The following is a 20,512-nucleotide window of genomic DNA, read 5'->3' on the forward strand; positions in this document are numbered from 1 at the left end:
AAAATTCATAAAAAAAATAATGTTAATAAGACGACATTTCAGAATAAAAAGTTTACAATTTTTATATGCTCAATACTTATCTAAAATGAATTCTAAAAAAGTAGAAGAAAACATGTTAAAAAGTATTGAAGAATTACATAATTTGTATATATCTCTTCTTTATTTAATATTAAAAATTAGAGATAGAGCTATCATAAAAATAAAAAAAAATAAAATTTCTAAAAATCTTGATCCTACTCAAAAACTAGCTTACAATTCTGTAATAAAAATATTGTCTAATAATAAACATTTATTAGAATATAATTCTGAAAAAATATTGTGGAAAAAAAAAGATGAATATATTTTTTTTATTATAGAAGAAATAAAAAAATCAAAATTTTTTATAAATTTTGTTGAAAAATCCAATTCTTCATTTGAAAATGATAAAATATTTATCATAAAATATTATCAAAGTTTTTTGATTCCAAACAAAAAATTAAAAGAATGCGTTGAAGAACAATATACTATAGAAATATATGATTTATGTATAGCACATACGATGGTTTGCAAAACTTTGCAATACATAAAATTGTCTACTCCAAAAAATTTTCAATTATATAATATTTATAATAATAATGAAAATAAAAAATTTATTATTAATTTGTATAGAAATACTATTTCTCACAAAAAAGAATTTAATAGTTTAATAAATAGAATCTCCAACAATTGGAACATTCATAGAATATCTATGATAGATTTAATTATATTACAAATGGCTATTTGTGAATTTTTATATTTTCCCAATATACCACCAAAAGCAACTATGAATGAATACATAGAGATAGCAAAAATGTTTTGTATGGAAAAAAGTAAAATTTTTATTAATGGGATATTAGATCAAGTATTCAAATTATTATATAATAAAAATAAAATATTTAAAATAGGAAAAGGATTAATGTAATTATTATTATCATTTTCACTAAATTTTATTTTTATTAAATAAATAAAAATTTATGTTTTTCATACTAATCCAACAAAATCCTATAATAAATACTCTTTGGATGTTTGCATTAATTTTTATAGTTTTTTATTTCTTTATGATACGTCCTCAAATAAAAAAACAAAAAATTGAAAAAAAATTTCAAGAAAATATAAAAAAAGGAAATTATATAGTGACAAGTTCAGGTATTCATGGAAAAATTATAGAAATAACAAATAATTTTTTTGTATTAGAAACTATTATAGGAAAAATAAAATTAGAAAGAAATACTGTTTCTAAAGAATTAACTCAATTACGTTATGGAGACCTTGTAAAAAAAAATAAAGAAAAAGAAAAAAAAATAATAGAAAAAGAAAAAAAAATAATAGAAAAAGAAAAAAAAATAATAGAAAAAGAAAAAAAATAACAAGTACAGAAATGAAATCTTTATTAATAGGAATTACTGGACAAATGGGATCCGGAAAAAGTTTATTTTCTTCCTTTTTTAAGGAAAAAGGAATTCCTGTTTATTCTTCAGATAAAAGAAGTAAATATTTGATGAATCAAAAAAAGAACATAAAAGAAAATATTATTAAATTTTTTGGAAAAAAATCTTATAAAAAGAATAAAATAAACAAAACATTTTTATCTAAAAAAGTTTTTAAAAATTCTAATGCATTAAAATTGTTATGTTCTATAGTTTATCCATCTATTTTTTTAGATTTTAAAAATTGGTTTTTTTATCAAAAAACTCTTTTTTCCATAAAAGAATCTGCTCTCTTATTTGAAAGTGGATCATATAAAAAATGTGATTTAATTATTACTATTAGTAGTCCTACCAAAAAAAAAATTGAAAGAGTAATAAAAAGAGATAAATTAAATGAAATCCAAATTATGGATCGTATAAGAAATCAAATATCGGATAAAGAAAAAGAAAAACATTCTGATCTTATTATAAGAAATAATCAAAATATTTCTTTTTTGCAAAAAGAAGCAGAAAGAATTCATAATAAAATTATGAATATTCAAAATATCATCAAAAAATATGGGAAAAGGTGACAAAAAAACTAGAAGAGGAAAAATAAAAAATAAAACTTATGGAAATCTTCGTCCGAATCCAAAAAATTATAAAAATTATAAAAAAAAGAAGAAAAAAAACTAATATTATTCATCTCTTTTATGATTAAGAAAAGACATAAAATATATTAATTGCGATAAACTTCCTAAGGCATAAACAACATATGTCATAGCCGCCCATTTCAAAGAATCTTTTGCCTGATTGTATTCTTGATAATTTACTATATTTTTATTCTTTAACCAAATCAAAGCTCTTTTACTTGCATCAAATTCTATTGGAAGAGTAATGAAAGAGAAAATAACTGCTAAAGAAAATAATCCTATTCCTAACTTAAGAAAAAAAGAATTTTCTCCTTCTGAACTATAAAAAATTGCAAGTCCAAACATAATTGTAAAATTAGTTAATTTTGAACTAAAATTTAAAATGGGAACCATTTGATTTCTTAACTTCAACATTTTATAACCTACTTTATGTTGTAAAGCATGTCCACATTCATGTGCTGCAACTGCAATTGCTCCCACAGTTTTTCTGTAAAAAACTATTTCGCTTAAATTAACAGTTTTATTTAAAGGATCATAATAATCCGTTAATTCTCCTTCTACAGAAAGAACATTTACATCATAAATTCCATTATCAGATAACATTTTTTCCGCTACTTCTTTCCCACTCATATGAATATTCATCTGCAATTCTGAATAAAACCTGAACTTATTTCTTAAGATTTTACTAACAAGAACACTAATAAAAAAAATAATAGAAACAATCCAATAATAATAGTTCATCTAAATAAAATTTTTTTTATCAAAAAAATCATTATTTAATTTAAATAAAATAATGATCAAATAATAATTAATTTAATAATTAAAAAAAATTAAGATATTTGTACGTCAAATATTTGACTATGAATATTCCAACAGTAAATAATCTAAAAAGAGTTGTTATTATTGGCGCTGGGTTTGCTGGCTTACAAGTAGCAAAAAAATTAAAAAGAGAAAAATTTCAAGTTATACTTATAGATAAAAACAATTATCATACATTTCAACCTTTGTTATATCAAGTAGCTACAGCAGGTTTGGAACCAGATTCTATTGCACATTCTATTAGAACAATTATAAAAAAAAAAAAAAATTTCTTCTTTCGATTAGCATACGTTCATTACATTGATACAAAAAAACAAAAAATATACACAAATGTAGGATCTTTATCCTATGACTATTTAATTCTGGCTACAGGCTCTGTAACTAATTATTTTGGAAATAAAAACATTGAATCTTTTGCTTTACCCATGAAATCTATTCCGGAAGCATTAGACTTGAGAAGTCTTATTTTACAAGATTTTGAATCTGCTTTACTCACTAAAGATTCAAAAGAAAAAGAACGACTTATGACCTTTGTTATTGTTGGAGGCGGGCCAACTGGAGTAGAACTAGCTGGAGCTTTAGCAGAAATGAAAAGATATGTTTTACCAAATGATTATCCTGATTTGGACATTCAACAAATGAATATACACTTATTACAAGCTTCTACTAGATTGTTAGATGGTATGTCTGAAAAATCAGCAAAACAAGCTTTTAAAAATTTAAAAGAATTAGGAGTTACTATTTGGTTAGATTGTTTAGTAAAAGATTATAATGGAAAAATTGTTTTTATAGACAAAAATAAGAGGATAGAATCCTCTAATGTAATATGGGCTGCAGGAGTAAAAGGAGCAATCATAAAAGGATTTCTAAAAGAGGATATGAAAGGTCAAAGAATTTTAGTAGATGATTATCTAAAAGCAATTAGATACAAAAACATCTTCGCTATTGGCGATATTGCTTGTATGATAAAAAATCCATCTTACCCCAATGGTTATCCTATGACGGCACAACCAGCTATACAACAAGGAAATTGTCTTGCAAAAAATTTAAATCTTTTTTCAGAGAAAAAACCTATAAAACCTTTTGAATATAAAAATTTAGGATCCATGGCAACTATTGGAAGAAACAAAGCAGTATGTGATTTTCCATATTTTAAATTAAAAGGGTTTCTAGCATGGATCATATGGATGTTTGTTCATTTAATAAGTTTAGTTGGATTTAGAAATAGAGTCATTGCTTTGATGAATTGGATCATTCAATATTTTCATTATCATAAAAGTGTAAGATTAATCATAAGACCGTTTCATAGAAAAAAAATTAATTGAGATAAAATATTTTTTATTTTATTTTCTGTTTCTAAATATTCTTTATCTGCAATACTTTGTTTAGTGATTCCACTTCCGGCATATAATGATATTTCTTTTTTATCTAAATTAATCTTTGCACATCTTAAATTAAGATACAATTCTATATTATTGTTATTATCAACTGTTCCAATATATCCTGTATAAAAACCTCTTTGATATTCTTCATTTTCTTTAATAAAATCTAAGGATTTTTTTTTAGGAAATCCACATATAGAAGGAGTTGGATGTATTTTTTTTAAAATTTCAAAATAATTAGGTTTATTGAAAAATGAAAAATTGATAGGAGTTTGAAGATGAAATAAATGTCCCATATTAATAATTCTTGTTTTTCCTACATAAATATTTCCGGAATATATTCTTAATAAAGTTACAAGATACTCTGTTACTATTTTATGTTCTTCCAGTTCTTTTTTTGTCCATTTTTTATTATTCCCAAAAACTGTACCAGCTAGAGAAATAGTTTTAAATTCTTTATCATAAGATTTGATGAGTAATTCTGGAGATGCTCCTATCCAAAATCCATAATAAGAATCATACCAAAGACTAATAAAAGCATTAGGATAATAAAAAATCAATTTTTGAAAAGTTCTTTTAAAAGAAAAACGACAAAATGAAAATTTTATGAATCTAGAAACAACTACTTTTTTTAAAAATCCATTTTTTATAGAACTAATAGCTTTTTTAATTAAATTTTTATATTTATGTGAATAAGTTAAAACATAAGAATTATTTTCATAATCATTATTTTTTTCATGACTATCACTAGTCTCAATCTGAAGATTCTTTATATTTATAAAATATATTTTTTTTGGATGTATTTCTATAGTATTCTTATGATCAAAACTTCTAATTAAAAAGAATTTTTCTTTTTTATTATTTTTTTTATTTTGAGAATAGAAAAAAATTCTATTTTCGTATGGTTTTTTGAAAAGAACAAAACTTTTTCTATCTGAATAATTTTTAATTATTTTTCTATATAAACTTAAAAAAGTTATTTGTTTTTGTTTCAAAAATATATGTTTTTTTTAGGTATTATTATATTCGTCATTTTACAGAAACTCACAAGATTTTTTTTGTCATTTAAAATTCTAATTTGAATCAAATGAAGAGTTTTTCCTTTATGAATTATTTTTGCATTCGCAAAAATAATTCCTTCTTTAACAAATCGTACATGATTCGCAGAAATTTCAACGTTGAAAACATTAAAAAAATTTTTGTTAACATTTAAAGTAGATAATAAACTTCCAACACTCTCAGCCAATGCAACTGTGGCTCCTCCATGAAGAAATCCTAAAGGTTGAAATACCTTTTTATTAACAGGCATTTTTGCAACTAAAAAATTTGTTCCCACATAAATATACTTTATTTGAAGGGTATTCATCAATGTGTTTTTTCTCAATCTATTTAATTCTTTCAACATTTTTCTTTTCATTCAAATAAGAAATAAAAATTTGTAAAAATAATTTAAAATTTATGCTTTTTTACATAAATTTTAAAGAAAAAGAACTAATAAAATTGATTCAATTTCATTTATTTTGTTTATCTTAATTATTTGACTAAATACATTATCCACACATGCCATAAATCCATAAATCATGATAAAAAAAAAAGAAAATCGCATTCCTTTGATAGGAAAAAAAAATCAAATTATTGGATTTGAGAATAAAGAAAAAATTCATATTGAAGGATTGTTACATAGTGCGGTTTCTGTTTTTGTTTTCAATACAAAAAATAACATGTTAATGTTGCAAAAAAGATCATCAAAAAAATATCATTCTTCTCTTCTTTGGACCAATACATCTTGTAGTCATCCTAGAAAAAATGAATCTGTTTTAACAGCTGCTCATCGTTGTTTAATAGAAGAGATGGGATTTGATTGTTTTTTAGAACAAAAATTCTATTTTACTTATCATGAATTATTAAATAATGGACTAATAGAGAACGAATTAGATCATGTTTTTGTAGGATATTATTCTCTTCCTCCCATAATCAATTCCAAAGAAGTAGATAATTGGAAATGGATAACGTTAAAAGAACTCATCAAAGATATTAATATTTCTCCAGATTCTTATACTATCTGGTTAAAAATAATTATAAAAGATCATCTAAACAAAATAAATTAATTATTTTTTCCAAATCCCAATGAAAATGAAAGCAACCATCAGCAGAAAAGGATATTTTAGTGCAGCACACAAACTTTACAATCCTCACTGGAATTATCAGGAAAATATTGAAAAATTTGGAAAATGTGCTTATCTAAACTATCATGGACATAATTATAAATATATTGTTAGTTTAACAGGAGAAATTGATCCAGAAACAGGATTTGTTTTCAGTTTACAAAAATTAAAAAATCTTCTTTGCGAAGAAATAGAAGATCTTTTAGATCACAAAAATATCAATTTAGATATTAAAGAATTTTCCCATAAAAATCCTACAGCGGAAAATATTTCTATTTTTATATGGAAAAAAATTCATAAAAAAATATCTTCTTCCTTAAATTTAAAAATAACTCTATACGAAACTGACAATAATTTCGTTCAATATGAAGGATAATTTTAATTTAAAAAAAACAATTTTGTATGAATGTCATATTAAGTTAAAAGCTAAAATGACTCCTTATTCTGGATTCTTAATGCCTCTTCAATATACCTCTTCTTTAAAAGAACATATGTCCGTAAGAAATTCTGTGGGAATTTTTGATGTAAGTCATATGGGAAAATTTCTTTTAAAAGGAAAAGAATCTCAAAAATTACTTCAATATTTAACAACAAATGACATAAGTAAAATCACATATGGACAAGCTCAATACTCTTGTTTCGTTAATCATTTAGGAGGAATTATAGATGATTTAATTATTTATAAAATTTCAGAAGTAGAATTTTTACTTATAGTTAACGCATCTAATATTGAAAAAAATAAAAAATGGATTTATAAAAATATAAAAAATAAAGAGAATTTAAAATTTTTGGATCTCTCTCAAAGAGATTCTATATTATCCATACAAGGACCAAATTCTTTGAAATCTATTCAAAAATTCACGAATATTTCATTAGATAAAATTCCTTTCTATCATTTTGTAATAGGAAAATTTGCAGGAGTAGATGAAGTTTTGATATCTAGGACAGGATATACAGGATCAAAAGGATTTGAGCTTTACATTCACAATAAATATGCAGAAAATATTTGGAATGAAATTTTAAAAATCAAAACGAATTCTTTCAAAGTGATTCCTTGTGGAATCGCTAGTAGAGATTCATTGAGATTAGAAATGGGATATCGGTTGTACGGACAAGATATTTCTGAAAGTATTACCCCTATAGAAGCTGGATTATCTTGGATTACAAAATTAGAAAAAAAATTTATCGCAAGAGAAATATTGAAAGAACAAAAAAAAGAAGGAAAATATAAAAAATTTCTATCTTTCGTAATAGAAGAAAAAGGAAAAATTCCTAGAAAAGGATTTTTACTGAAAGATAAAAATAATTTTGTTGTTGGAAATGTAACTTCTGGATCTTTTTCTCCAATTTTAAAAAAAGGAATCGGATTAGGATATCTAAATGATTCAGAAAAAAATTCTTATTTTGTTTCAATAAGAGGAAAAAATATACCCATTAGAATAGTAAAATTACCTTTTGTAAAAATTTAATATCAAATTAAAAAAAAAACGAAACCTTTTTCTCTTCAACAAAGAAACTCCTATCATTCTTCTTATTCTTAAGATGTTTCTCTTCTCTTTCTCTTCTATTAGAAAAGTCAATGTCTGAAACATATTTACAACATTTTAAAAAAAATTTTTTATTAGCCATTCCTGTTTTTTTCACTCAACTAGGAGTAATTTTTGTTGGATTTTCTGATAACATGATGGTTGGTTTTTTAGGAAAAAAGGCTTTAGCTTCAGTTTCATTATCCAATGCTGTTTTTTTTATTACAATCATATTCGGATTAGGAATAGCAACAGCAATTTCTTCTATAATAGCATCATTGGATGCTAAACATGAATATAAAAAAGGAGCTATTATTTTATATCATGGGATAATTATTAATTTTTTATTATCAATTTTTATGTACATATCCATACGGATTTTTTTATTATATATTCTTCCACATTTAGGACAACCTAAAGAAATATTAAATGACACTACATCTTTTTTAAAAATAACAGCTATTTCTTTTATTCCATGGATGGTTTTTGAAGTATTTAGAAAATTTTCAGAAGGATTATCTTTAGTTTTTCCTGGTCTTGTTATTACTTGGATATCGGTATTTATTAATATAATATTGAATTATTTTTTTATAAATGGATTTTATGGATTTCCTAAATTAGGTGTTATAGGAGTTGCTTATGCAACTTTAATTTCCCGTATAACTATGTTAATAGGAATTAACTTGTTATTATTTAAACATAAAAAAGTTCGTGATTATTATAGTCATATAAAAATATTTTTTTTTGAAAAAAAATATTTTAGAAAAATTCTAAAAATAGGTATTCCTTCAGGATTACATATGTTATTTGAAATGAGTGCTTTTTCTATTTCTTCTTTCATCTCAGGAAAATGTGGAATCAAAGAACTTTCGGCTCATCAAATAGTTATTAATTTAATTTCATCTACATTCCTATTATGTACAAGTTTTTCTGTTGCAGCTACAATTAGAGTAGGAAATCAGCATGCATTAAAAAATTATTACGAATTAAGAAAAATAGGATGGTCTGTAATTTTTATGGGAATGATATTTATGTTTATATGTAGTTCTTTATTCCTATTTTTTAGGGATTATATCCCCTATATGTATATCAAAAATGATCGTGAGGTTATTCACATAGCAAAAAAAATAATTCTAATAGCTAGTATTTTTCAATTTCCAGATGGAATACAAGGAATAATTATTGGGGCTTTAAGAGGAATGCAAGATGTAAAAATCCCTATGTGGATAAGTTTTTTTTCTTATTGGATCATAGCATTACCTATAGCATGTTTTCTTTCTTTATATTTGAATATGGGAACTCAAGGAGTTTGGATTGGGTTGGGAATTGGTTTAACTATATCCGCTGTACTAATGGTTTTCAGATATCATAATATAACTAAAAAACTTATAAACAAAAAAAATAAGTGATCCATTTTTTTTTATGAAAACATTTAAAGAAAATAATTATTTGAATAATAAAATTATTCAAGCTTTAGAAGATATTGGGTTAAAAAGACCAACTCCCATACAAAAAAAAATTATTCCATATTTGTTAAAAAAAAACGAATTAGAAAAAAAAGATTTAATTGCTTTATCTCAAACAGGAACAGGAAAAACAGCAGCGTTTGGATTACCAATTATTCAAAAAATAAATTTAAATTTTAGGGATCCTCAAGTTTTAATTTTATGTCCTACAAGAGAACTTTGCATACAAATTACACGTGATCTTTGTCGTTTTTCAAAATATATATCCTTGATAAAAATCATTCCATTATATGGAGGAGTAAATATAGAAAATCAAATTAAATCTCTTCAAAAGAAAACTCATATTATTGTTGGAACTCCAGGGAGAATTATTGATTTAATTAAAAGAAAAAAACTTCATCTATCTGATATTAAATATTTGATTCTTGATGAAGCAGATGAAATGCTAAACATGGGATTTAAAGAAGAATTAGATTTTATTATAGAAAAATTACCAAAAAAAAGACAAAGTCTTCTATTTTCTGCGACAATGTCAAAATACATGAGTAAAATTGCGTATACTTATTTAATAGATCCTATAGAAATTATTGCAGGAAAAAAAAATGTGGGTTCTGATGATGTTCATCATATTTATTATATAGTAAATAATAAAAAAAATAAATATTCTGTTTTAAAAAGAATTCTAGATATAAATCCAGATATTTATGGAATTATATTTTGCAAAACAAAAAAAGAAACAAAAAAAATAGCAAATTTTTTAATTCAAGATGGATATAATGCAGATGCTATTAATGGAGATTTATCACAATCTCAAAGAGAATTTGTTATGAATCGATTTAGAAAAAAATGTTTACAATTTCTTGTAGCAACAGATGTTGCTTCTCGTGGAATAGATATCAATGATATAACTCATGTTATTCATTATAACATACCAAATGAAAGTGAAATTTATGTTCATAGAAGCGGTCGGACAGGAAGAGCTGGAAATACAGGAATTTCTGTTTGCATTATTCATTCAAAAGAAACTCATTATATGAAAGAATTTGAAAGAAAAATAGGAAAAAATTTTGAAAGAATTATGGTTCCTACTGGAAAAGAAATATGTGAAAAACAACTCCTACATTTTGTAGAAAAAATTAAAAAAGTATCCGTGGAAAAGACATCTATTATGGATAAATTTCTTCCAACAATACAAAAAAAATTAGAATCTATTAACAAAGAAGAATTGATAAAACGATTTTCATGGATAGAAATGAATCGTTTTTTTTATAGAAAAAATTCTCATCAAGATCTTAACGAAGATCACTTTCTTTATAAAGAAAGAAAAAAAAAATTAAGATCAAGAAAAAAAAAAAAAGAATTTTTTTCTAAACTATTCCTAAATATAGGATATAAAGATAATTTAACAAAATTAGGATTGATCCATTTAATTAATAAAGCTACTAATAATTCACGTATTAATATTGGACACATAGAAATTTTATCTAATTTTTCATTATTTGAAGTTGAAAAACGTTATCAAAATAAAATATTAACAGGAATGAATAGAATCAATAATCATTCTTATGGAAGACCCCTTTCCATAGAAATAAAAAATTAAATTTTTATATTTTTTGTATATTATGGCTGGAAATATTTTTGGAAATCTATTTAGATTAACTACTTTTGGAGAAAGTCATGGAAACGCTTTGGGAGGAATCATAGACGGATGTCCAGCAGGAATAAAATTGAATTTTGAAAAAATTCAATACGAATTAAATCGTAGAAGACCAGGGCAATCATCAATTGTTACTCAAAGAAATGAACCTGATCAAGTGAATTTTCTTTCTGGAATTATGGAGGACATTACAACAGGAACTCCTATTGGTTTTATTGTGTATAATAAAGATTATAAATCCAAAGATTATAATCATATTAAAAATATATATAGACCTTCTCATTCAGATTTTACATATGAAAAAAAATATGGAATTAGAGATTATAGAGGAGGTGGACGTTCATCAGCTCGTGAAACAATATGCAGAGTTGTTGCTGGAGCTATCGCTAAACAATTAATAAAAGACATTAAAATTATATCTTATGTTTCATCTGTAGGAAATATATCCGTGAATAAATCTTATAAAGATCTAAATTTATCTAAAAAAATGATAGAACACTCACCTATAAGATGTCCTGATCCTGATATTTCAAAAAAAATGATATCCATGATTCATGAAATAAAGAAAAAAGGAGATACGATAGGAGGGACTATCACTTGTGTGATAAAAAATGTTCCAGTCGGATTTGGAGAACCTGTTTTTCAGAAATTACATGCGGAGTTAGCAAGAGCTATGCTTTCCATCAATGCAGTAAAAGGATTTGAATATGGAAGTGGATTCCGTGGAACAAAACTAACGGGATCACAACATAATGATTTATTTGATACTCCTAATGGAATAACTAAAACTAATTTATCTGGAGGAATTCAAGGAGGAATATCAAATGGAATGGATATTTATTTTAAAATAGCATTTAAACCTGTGGCGACCATAATGAGAAAACAAAAAACTATAGATAAATATGGTAATTTTGTTTTTATGGAAGGAAAAGGCAGACATGATCCTTGCGTTCTTCCTCGTGCTATTCCTATTGTAGAATCTATGACCGCTTTGGTTTTAGCAGATTATTGGATGTATAAAAAATTATCTAAATATTCTTCAATTATTGAAAAATAAAAAATTTCTCATTTTTATTGTAGGTCCAACAAGTGTTGGAAAAACATCTATTTCTATTTTTTTAGCAAAAAAATTTAAAACGGAAATTTTATCTTATGATTCTAGACAATTTTACAAAGAATTAAAAATAGGATCTTCTATGCCCACTTCAGAAGAATTAAATTCTGTTCCACATCATTTTATAGGACATTTAACAATTCATAAAAATTATAACGTAAAATCTTTTCAAAAAGAATCTTTTAAAAAAATTAAAGAATTATTCAGTAAAAATTCCATTTTAATCATGGTTGGAGGATCTGGATTATATGAAAAATCGATAACAGAAGGATTATCTGATATTCCAAATATTGATCTTAACATCAGAAAAGATTTAATTTTGAATTTTTCAAAAAAAGGAATCATTTTTTTACAAAAAGAATTTCTAAAATTTGAAAAAAAACCTTATCCGATAGATATTAATAATCCTAAACGTTTGATTAGATACTTAGAAATCGTTAAATCCACAGGACATCCTCCTTATTTTTTTTTCAAAAAAAAGAAATCATGTCTTCTAAACAAAGATTTTACTATTTTGAAAATAGGATTAATTTTACCAAGAAATGAAATTTACTTTCGAATCAATAATAGAGTAGATCAAATGATAAAAAATGGATTGATAGATGAAGCTAAAAAATATTATCCTTACAAATATTTGAATGGTTTACAAACCATAGGTTATAAAGAAATTTTCGATTTTATCGAAAAAAAAAATTCTATTTCTGAAACAATAGAAATGATAAAAAAAAATACTAGAAAATACGCAAAAAGACAATTAACATGGTATAAAAAAGACACATCTGTTATGTGGTTCGATCCGAAAGAAAAAAAAAAAATATTCAATTTTATTGAAAAAAAAATATTAAATAAAAAGTAGTAGTGAGTGGGCAATACTGGATTTGAACCAGTGACCCCCTGCTTGTAAAACAGATGCTCTAAACCAAACTGAGCTAATTGCCCGTTTCTCATGATCATGAAAACATGAAAAGAAACAACTCAAATGTAAATAAAAATTTACAATGTAAATAATAATACTTCAGATACGGTAAAAGAACTTCCACTGACTAAGATAAAATCTGTTTTTTTAGCTTTGTTTTTAGCTGATAAAAAAGCTTCTTTTACAGAAAAAAAGAAAAAAATTTTTCTATGATTTTTAAAAATACTTTTAACTAAATTTTTTAAATCATAAATAGAAAACTTTCTTTCTATATTCGGTTGACAAAAATAATAGAAAGCTTCAATGGGAAAGTATTTTAATAACTTTTTCACTTTTTTTTCTTTCAAAAAACCTAATACTAAATGTAAATCATCATATGACTCTTTTTTTAATTGATTTTTTATCATATAAATCCCTTCTTCATTATGAGCTATATCACAAACAATTTTTGGATGATGTTGCAAAATATGCCAACGTCCTTTAAAATTTGTATTTTTAATCACATTCTTTAATCCTTTTTTTATTGAGCTATCTGAAACTGTTATATTTTTTCTTTTATGTAAAATATTTATAGTTTTTAATACAATAATTTTATTCATGATTTGATAATCAGCTTCAAAAGGAGTTTTATATTGAAAATAATCTTTCATATTTTTAGAAAAATATATAGGAGCATTTTTTTTTAAAGCTTCCTTAAAAAAAAGGAATCGTATATTTTTTGATATTTTACTTCCAATTATAACTGACACATTTTTTTTTATGATTCCTGCTTTTTCTAAAGCAATTTTCAATTTATTCTCTCCAAGAGATTTTGTGTGATCTATACTAATATTTGTAATAACAGATATTTCTGGACATATAATATTAGTGGAATCTAAACGTCCCCCCATTCCTACTTCAATAATAGCTATTGAAACTTTTTTTTCTTTAAAATATTGAAATGCCAATCCTGTATTCATTTCAAAAAATGACATTTGTTCTTTTTCTATAAATTTTCTATTTTCCTTTATGAAATCTATAATAAAATCTTTTTCTATTAAAAATCCATTGTAGGTAATTCTTTCTCTAAAATCTATTAAATGAGGAGATATAAATAATCCAATATTATATTTTTCTTCTTGCAAGATAGAAGATAACATATGAACTGTCGATCCTTTTCCATTTGTCCCTCCTACATGAATACTTTTGAAAGAGTTTTGAGGATTTCCCAAATGAGAACAAAAAACTTGAATTCTTTTTAATCCAGGTTTATATGATTTTAATCCAACATTTTGGTAGATTGGAAGACGATTAAAAATCCATTGTACTGTTTCAGAATAATTCACAATTTATTTTTTATTTAGTTGAGTAATTTTTTTATTAATAAAACATGATAACATGATCCAAAAAATAGATTAAAAAAAATTAATTAAATTTACAAACTAGTAAATAAATAAATTAGTTCATATAAAAACACATTTACACTTTATTGATAAAATAATAAAAGAAGATATCCTAAAAAAAGGATTTCCTATAAATAAAATTAAATTTAGATTTCCTCCAGAACCAAATGGATATCTTCATATTGGACATGCAAAAGCTATATATCTCAACTTTCAATTAGGAGAAAAATACAAAGCTCCTGTTTATTTAAGATTTGACGATACAAATCCCATAGGGGAAGAAAAAAAATTCATAGACTCTATTAAAAAAGATATTCTATTTTTAGGATTTAAATGGGATTATGAAAGTTATGCTTCAGATTATTTTCATAAACTTTATGAATGGGCGGTAAAACTTATCAAAAAGAATAAAGCTTATGTAGATCATCATTCTAAAGAAACGATTCAATTTCAAAAAAAAACTCCACTTGAATATGGAATTAATAGTAATCATAGAAATAGATCCATAAGTGATAATTTATATCTTTTTGAAAAAATGAAAAATGGATTTTTTGAAGAAGGATCATGTGTTCTAAGAGCTAAAATAGATATGAGATCTCCAAATATGAATTTAAGAGATCCAATCATGTATAGAATTTTAAAAAAAAAACATCATAGAACTGGAACTCAATGGTGTATTTATCCAACTTATGATTGGACTCATGGACAGTGTGATTATATTGAACAAATATCTCATTCTTTATGTTCATTAGAATTTGAAAATAGAAGACCACTATACAACTGGTATTTAGATCAGATTTGTGAAAAAAACAAAATACGTCCTAAACAAATAGAATTTTCAAGATTAAATTTAAGTCAGACTATAACTAGTAAAAGGGAAATTCAATTTTTAATTGAAAAAAAAATGATTCAATCTTGGGATGATCCTAGAATTTTAACTATATCCGGATTACGTCGTAGAGGATATACTCCAACAGCTATTAAAAATTTTATTCAAGAAGTAGGAATTTCAAAAAGAAATAATATCATTAATACATCTCTTTTAGAATTTAAAATCAGAGAACATTTAAACAAAATAGCTCCTAGGGTGATGGTTGTCCTTCATCCAGTTCGATTAGTTATAGATAACTATTCAAATCTCACTGAATGGGTTCATGCAGAAAATAATCCAGAAAATAAAAAATTTGGATTTAGAAAAATTCCTTTTTCTAAATTTCTATATATTGAGAAATATGATTTTTTAGAAAAAAAAAGAAAAAAATTTTTTCGTTTATCAATTGGAAATGAAGTAAGACTTAAAAATGCCTACATTATTAAAGCAAATTATCTTGTAAAAGATTCTCAAGGAAAAATAATAGAAATCCATTGCTCTTATGATCCTAAAAGTAAATCTGGAAAAAAAGAAAAAGTAGAAGAAAAAAAAAGAGTCAAAAGTACTTTACACTGGGTTTCTATAAACCATTCTATTCCTATAAAAATACATCTATATCATCCTATTTTTTTGGATAGAAATCCAAATATAGAAAATTTAAAAAAACATATTAATAAAAAAGAAACAGTAGAAAAAATTGTTGCCTATGCAGAACCCACTTTAAATCAAGCAAAAAAAGGAGATCATTTTCAATTCCAAAGAATAGGATATTTTTATGCAGACATAGACGCTACTAATAAAGAAAAACTTATTTTTAATAAAACAGTTTCTATTAAAGATAAATGGAAAAAAATACAAAATTCAAATAATAATGATTAGAAAATTTCTGAAGAAATATTTTCATATTCTTTTAATCCAGTCCCTGCCGGTATTTTATGCCCCACTATAACATTTTCTTTCAATCCATATAAATAATCTGTTTTACTACTGATAGCCGCTTCACTTAATACTTTTGTAGTTTCTTGAAAGGAAGCTGCAGATATAAAAGATTTTGTCTGTAAGGCAGCTCTTGTTATTCCCTGTAATATAGGTCTAGCAGTAGCTGGTATAGCATTTCTAGTTTTTATTAATTTTTTATTTTTATACTTTAAAACTGCATTTTCATTTCTAAAATCTCTATAACTAATTAAATCTCCAGATTGAAAAATTTCAGAATCTCCTAAACATTCAATAACTCTCATCTGAGAAATTCTATCATTTTCCTCGATAAAATCATCTTTATATTCAATATTTCCTTCTAAAAATTTAGTATCTCCCACATCAATAACTTCTACTTTACGCATCATTTGCAGAACAATCACCTCAAAATGTTTATCATTAATTTTAACCCCTTGCAAACGATATACTTCTTGTATTTCTTTTACTAAATATTCTTGAACAGCTCTAGCCCCTCTGATATTTAAAATATCATTAGGTGTTACAGCTCCATCTGATAAAGGCATTCCTGCTTTTACATAATCATTCTCTTGAACTAAAATCTGATTAGAAAGCTTCACAAGATATTTTCTAATATCTCCAGTTTTAGATTCAACTACAATTTCTCTATTTCCTCTTTTTATTTTACCATGACTCACTATTCCATCCATTTCAGAAACCACAGCAGGATTAGAAGGATTTCTAGCTTCAAATAATTCAGATAAACGAGGTAATCCTCCTGTTATATCTCCTGATTTAGCTGATTTTCTAGGAACTTTAACTAAAATTTTTCCAGCTTCTATACTTTCTTTATCTTCAACCATTAAATGTGCTCCTACCGGAAGATTATACACTTTTAATTCCTCATCCTCATTATTTTCGTTAATAATTTTTAATGTTGGAATTAAATTTTTATTTCTTACTTCTGTAATTACTTTTTCTTGAAATCCAGTTTGCTCATCTATTTCAATTTGAAAAGTAATTCCTTGTTCTAAATGTTGATAAGAAATTGTTCCAGAAAACTCCGCAACAATCACGGCATTATACAAATCCCATTGGCATATTTTATCTCCTTCTTTTAATTTATCTCCATGTTTTACATATAAAGTTGCTCCATAAGGAACATTATTGGTCATTAAAACAGATGATCTATTTGTATTAAAAAGTTTCATCTCTGTAGATCGAGAAACAACAATATAAATTTTATCACCAGAATCACTTTTCTTTTGTACAGTTTTCAAATCTTCAAATTCTATAATTCCATCATACTTTGCTCTTATTTGTGAAGATTCTGCAATATTTCCTGCAGTTCCTCCAACATGAAAAGTACGTAAAGTTAATTGAGTTCCAGGCTCTCCAATAGACTGTGCAGCAATAACACCCACAGCTTCACCTTTTTGAACAATTCTTCCTGTAGATAAATTACGACCATAACACTTAGAACAAATCCCCATTTTTGCTTCACAAGTAAGAGGAGAACGAACTTCCACGAAGTCTATTCCAGATTTTTCAATCAATCCTGCTATTTTTTCATCAATCATGTCTCCAGATGAAACTATTAATTTTTTGTCTTTTGGATGAAAAATATCATTCAAAGAGATACGCCCCAAAATTCTGTCAAATAAAGTTTCTACTATCTCCTCATTTTTTTTTAATGAAGAGATTTCTAATCCTCTAAGAGTATTACAATTCTCTATTGTTATAATGACATCTTGAGCTGCATCAACTAAACGCCTTGTAAGATATCCTGCATCTGCCGTTTTCAATGCAGTATCTGCTAATCCTTTACGAGCTCCATGAGTTGATATAAAATATTCTAAAATAGAAAGTCCTTCTCTAAAATTAGATAAAATAGGATTTTCAATAATTTCTCCACCAGAAGATCCTGCTTTTTGAGGCTTTGCCATTAGTCCACGCATTCCAGAAAGTTGACGAATTTGTTCCTTAGATCCTCTTGCTCCAGAATCTAACATCATATATACAGGGTTAAACCCTTGTTTATCTTCACGCATATGTTTCATCACTTTTTCTGTTAACATGGCATTTGTATTTGTCCATATGTCAATCACTTGATTATAACGTTCATTATTTGTTATCAATCCCATGTTATAATTTATTTTGACATTATCAACTTGTTTAATAGCATGAAAGACCATGTCTTTCTTATCATTTGGAATAATAATATCTCCTAATCCAAATGATAAACCTCCTTTAAATGCATTATAAAAACCTAATTCTTTAATATCATCTAAAAATTTAGAAGTTGTCGGAACATCTGTAAGATGTAAAATTTTTCCTATAATTTCTCTTAAAGATTTTTTAGTCAGTGATTCATTAATATATCCTACTTTTTTAGGAACAACTTGATTAAATAAAACTCTACCTACAGTTGTTTCTATTAATTTTTTTAAAAATTTATCCTCTTCACGAAGATCTACTTTTACACGAATTAAAGCATGTAATGCTACTTTTTTTTGATTATAAGCTATTTCTACTTCTTCTGGAGAATAAAAAGTAAGACCTTCTCCTTTTACTTTTTTATTTGAACTTGACAATAAAGGTTTAGTCATATAATATAATCCTAATACCATATCTTGAGAAGGAACAGTAATAGGAGATCCATTAGCAGGATTCAAAATATTTTGAGATGCCAACATAAGAAGTTGTGCTTCTAAAATTGCTCCGTAAGATAAAGGTAAATGAACAGCCATTTGGTCTCCATCAAAATCCGCATTAAAAGCAGCACAAACTAAAGGATGCAATTGAATTGCTTTTCCTTCTATTAATTTAGGTTGAAAAGCTTGAATTCCTAATCTATGTAAAGTAGGAGCTCTATTCAATAATATCGGATGCCCTTTCAATACATTTTCCAAAATATCCCATATCATGGGATCTCTTCTATCTATAATTTTCTTTGAAGATTTTACTGTTTTAACAACTCCTCTTTCAATCAATTTTCGTATGATAAAAGGTTTGTAAAGTTCCGCAGCCATATCTTTAGGAAGACCACATTCATGTAATTTTAAATGGGGCCCCACTACAATAACTGATCGTGCAGAATAATCAACTCTTTTTCCAAGTAAATTTTGTCTAAAACGTCCTTGTTTTCCTTTTAAAGAATCAGATAAAGATTTTAAAGGACGATTTGCCTCAGATTTTACTGCAGAAACTTTTCTTGAATTATCAAATAAAGAATCAACTGCTTCTTGCAACATTCTTTTTTCATTTCTAAGAATAACTTCGGGAGCTTTAATTTCTATAAGTCGTTTTAAACGATTATTTCTTATGAGAACACGACGATATAAATCAGTCATATCAGAAGCAGCATAACGACCTCCATCTAAAGGAACCAAAGGACGTAATTCAGGAGGGATCACAGACAAAACATGAATTACCATATAAGAAACATTTCCTCCATTTTTTTTTCCTTCTCTAAAAGATTCCACAACTTGTAAACGTTTTAAAGCTTCAGTTCTTCTCTGTTTAGAAGTTTCATTATGAGCTTGATTTCTTAATTCTATAGATAAAAGATCTAAATCAATACGATTTAAAAGATCTTCTATGCACTTAGCGCCCATTTTTGCAATAAACTTATTTGGATCAGTATCTTCTAAATATTGATTTTCCTTTGGAAGTTTATTTAAAACATATAAATATTCTTCTTCCGTAAGAAAATCTCCTTTTTGAAAAGAAGATCCATCTGAACGAGATGCTCCCCCTCCTTGTATAACGACGTATCGTTCATAATAAATAATCATTTCAAGTTTTTTAGAGGATAATCCTAATAAATATCCTATTTTATTAGGAGAAGAACGAAAACACCAAATATGGACAACAGGAACAACAAGACTAATATGCCCCATCCGTTCACGTCTTACTTTCTTTTCAGTAACTTCTACTCCACATCTATCACATACAATTCCTTTGTAACGAATTCTCTTGTATTTTCCACAAGCACATTCATAATCTTTTACTGGACCAAAAATACGTTCACAAAATAAACCATCTCTCTCTGGTTTATGAGTTCTATAATTTATCGTTTCTGGTTTTAAAACTTCTCCATGAGATTCTTTTAAAATAGATTCTGGAGATGCTAAACGAATAGTTATCTTACTAAATTTATTTTTATTATTCTTTTTTCTACTCATTTTTAATAAAAAAA

Annotated in this window: 18 protein-coding genes and 1 tRNA gene; 13 read left to right on the forward strand and 6 right to left on the reverse strand. The window is 25.4% G+C overall.

Annotation, left to right across the window (positions count from 1 at the left end; translation table 11 throughout):
• Nucleotides 1–19: 19 nt before the first annotated feature.
• From nusB to H0H77_RS02175, 4 genes are read left to right on the forward strand one after another with little or no spacing between them, the layout of a single operon-like run.
• Nucleotides 20–940: a transcription antitermination factor NusB gene (gene nusB / locus H0H77_RS02160; RefSeq protein ID WP_185851869.1), complete on the forward strand. Its 921-nt coding sequence runs from the start codon at nucleotides 20–22 to the stop codon at nucleotides 938–940.
• Nucleotides 941–992: 52 nt separating this feature from the next.
• Nucleotides 993–1,385 (forward strand): preprotein translocase subunit YajC, encoded by a 393-nt coding sequence (yajC, locus tag H0H77_RS02165; RefSeq protein WP_185851437.1) that lies wholly within the window; start codon nucleotides 993–995, stop codon nucleotides 1,383–1,385.
• A gap of 11 nt (nucleotides 1,386–1,396) precedes the next feature.
• Nucleotides 1,397–2,017: a dephospho-CoA kinase gene (coaE, locus tag H0H77_RS02170; protein ID WP_185851438.1), complete on the forward strand. Its 621-nt coding sequence runs from the start codon at nucleotides 1,397–1,399 to the stop codon at nucleotides 2,015–2,017.
• Entirely contained in the window at nucleotides 2,004–2,120 is a 117-nt protein-coding gene (locus H0H77_RS02175) for a 30S ribosomal protein THX (protein WP_185851439.1), read from the forward strand. Before coaE ends, H0H77_RS02175 begins: the two co-directional genes overlap by 14 nt.
• A 2-nt stretch (nucleotides 2,121–2,122) precedes the next feature.
• Here H0H77_RS02175 and H0H77_RS02180 read toward each other — a convergent pair whose 3' ends face one another.
• Nucleotides 2,123–2,818: a zinc metallopeptidase gene (locus tag H0H77_RS02180; RefSeq protein WP_185851440.1), complete on the reverse strand. Its 696-nt coding sequence runs from the start codon at nucleotides 2,816–2,818 to the stop codon at nucleotides 2,123–2,125.
• Between the two features lie 119 nt (nucleotides 2,819–2,937).
• Here H0H77_RS02180 and H0H77_RS02185 point away from each other — a divergent pair, with 119 nt between their 5' ends.
• Nucleotides 2,938–4,221 carry an NAD(P)/FAD-dependent oxidoreductase gene (locus tag H0H77_RS02185; protein WP_185851441.1) on the forward strand — a complete coding sequence of 428 codons (1,284 nt, stop codon included), beginning with the start codon at nucleotides 2,938–2,940 and terminating at the stop codon, nucleotides 4,219–4,221.
• On the opposite strand, the gene H0H77_RS02190 is transcribed toward H0H77_RS02185, so the two are convergent.
• Together H0H77_RS02190 and H0H77_RS02195 are read right to left on the reverse strand one after the other, a co-directional pair.
• A complete protein-coding gene (locus tag H0H77_RS02190; RefSeq protein WP_185851442.1) occupies nucleotides 4,200–5,273 on the reverse strand; it encodes a chorismate-binding protein in 1,074 nt (357 codons plus the stop codon). The two genes, H0H77_RS02185 and H0H77_RS02190, sit on opposite strands and share 22 nt — an antisense overlap.
• Entirely contained in the window at nucleotides 5,270–5,683 is a 414-nt protein-coding gene (locus H0H77_RS02195; RefSeq protein WP_238783783.1) for a PaaI family thioesterase, read from the reverse strand. Before H0H77_RS02195 ends, H0H77_RS02190 begins: the two co-directional genes overlap by 4 nt.
• A 175-nt stretch (nucleotides 5,684–5,858) precedes the next feature.
• Between H0H77_RS02195 and H0H77_RS02200 the strand changes: the two genes are divergently transcribed.
• From H0H77_RS02200 to miaA, 7 genes are all read left to right on the forward strand, one after another.
• Complete coding sequence (locus H0H77_RS02200; protein ID WP_185851444.1) at nucleotides 5,859–6,386, forward strand: isopentenyl-diphosphate Delta-isomerase; 528 nt, start codon at nucleotides 5,859–5,861, stop codon at nucleotides 6,384–6,386.
• A gap of 25 nt (nucleotides 6,387–6,411) precedes the next feature.
• Nucleotides 6,412–6,819, forward strand: a complete 408-nt coding sequence (locus H0H77_RS02205; protein ID WP_185851870.1) for a 6-pyruvoyl trahydropterin synthase family protein — start codon at nucleotides 6,412–6,414, stop codon at nucleotides 6,817–6,819.
• On the forward strand, nucleotides 6,809–7,912 hold the full coding sequence (gcvT, locus tag H0H77_RS02210; protein ID WP_185851445.1) for a glycine cleavage system aminomethyltransferase GcvT: 1,104 nt from the start codon (nucleotides 6,809–6,811) through the stop codon (nucleotides 7,910–7,912). The genes H0H77_RS02205 and gcvT overlap by 11 nt, the downstream gene beginning before the upstream one ends.
• Before the next feature lie 215 nt (nucleotides 7,913–8,127).
• Nucleotides 8,128–9,378 (forward strand): MATE family efflux transporter, encoded by a 1,251-nt coding sequence (locus H0H77_RS02215; RefSeq protein WP_238783818.1) that lies wholly within the window; start codon nucleotides 8,128–8,130, stop codon nucleotides 9,376–9,378.
• 13 nt (nucleotides 9,379–9,391) lie between these two features.
• Nucleotides 9,392–11,035, forward strand: a complete 1,644-nt coding sequence (locus H0H77_RS02220; protein ID WP_185851447.1) for a DEAD/DEAH box helicase — start codon at nucleotides 9,392–9,394, stop codon at nucleotides 11,033–11,035.
• 22 nt (nucleotides 11,036–11,057) lie between these two features.
• A complete protein-coding gene (gene aroC, locus H0H77_RS02225) occupies nucleotides 11,058–12,149 on the forward strand; it encodes a chorismate synthase (RefSeq protein ID WP_185851448.1) in 1,092 nt (363 codons plus the stop codon).
• Nucleotides 12,139–13,062, forward strand: a complete 924-nt coding sequence (gene miaA, locus H0H77_RS02230) for a tRNA (adenosine(37)-N6)-dimethylallyltransferase MiaA (RefSeq protein WP_185851449.1) — start codon at nucleotides 12,139–12,141, stop codon at nucleotides 13,060–13,062. The genes aroC and miaA overlap by 11 nt, the downstream gene beginning before the upstream one ends.
• Before the next feature lie 7 nt (nucleotides 13,063–13,069).
• Here the strand turns inward: miaA and H0H77_RS02235 are convergent.
• Both H0H77_RS02235 and H0H77_RS02240 read right to left on the reverse strand, forming a co-directional pair.
• Nucleotides 13,070–13,145 (reverse strand) — tRNA-Val (locus H0H77_RS02235).
• A gap of 54 nt (nucleotides 13,146–13,199) precedes the next feature.
• Nucleotides 13,200–14,447 carry a bifunctional folylpolyglutamate synthase/dihydrofolate synthase gene (locus tag H0H77_RS02240; protein WP_185851450.1) on the reverse strand — a complete coding sequence of 416 codons (1,248 nt, stop codon included), beginning with the start codon at nucleotides 14,445–14,447 and terminating at the stop codon, nucleotides 13,200–13,202.
• 142 nt (nucleotides 14,448–14,589) lie between these two features.
• Between H0H77_RS02240 and glnS the strand changes: the two genes are divergently transcribed.
• Nucleotides 14,590–16,254, forward strand: a complete 1,665-nt coding sequence (gene glnS / locus H0H77_RS02245; protein ID WP_238783819.1) for a glutamine--tRNA ligase — start codon at nucleotides 14,590–14,592, stop codon at nucleotides 16,252–16,254.
• On the opposite strand, the gene rpoC is transcribed toward glnS, so the two are convergent.
• Nucleotides 16,251–20,498, reverse strand: a complete 4,248-nt coding sequence (gene rpoC / locus H0H77_RS02250; RefSeq protein ID WP_185851451.1) for a DNA-directed RNA polymerase subunit beta' — start codon at nucleotides 20,496–20,498, stop codon at nucleotides 16,251–16,253. The genes glnS and rpoC overlap by 4 nt on opposite strands.
• Nucleotides 20,499–20,512 lie beyond the last annotated feature (14 nt).

Source organism: Blattabacterium cuenoti (assembly GCF_014251255.1).
Taxonomy (GTDB): domain Bacteria; phylum Bacteroidota; class Bacteroidia; order Flavobacteriales; family Blattabacteriaceae; genus Blattabacterium; species Blattabacterium cuenoti_W.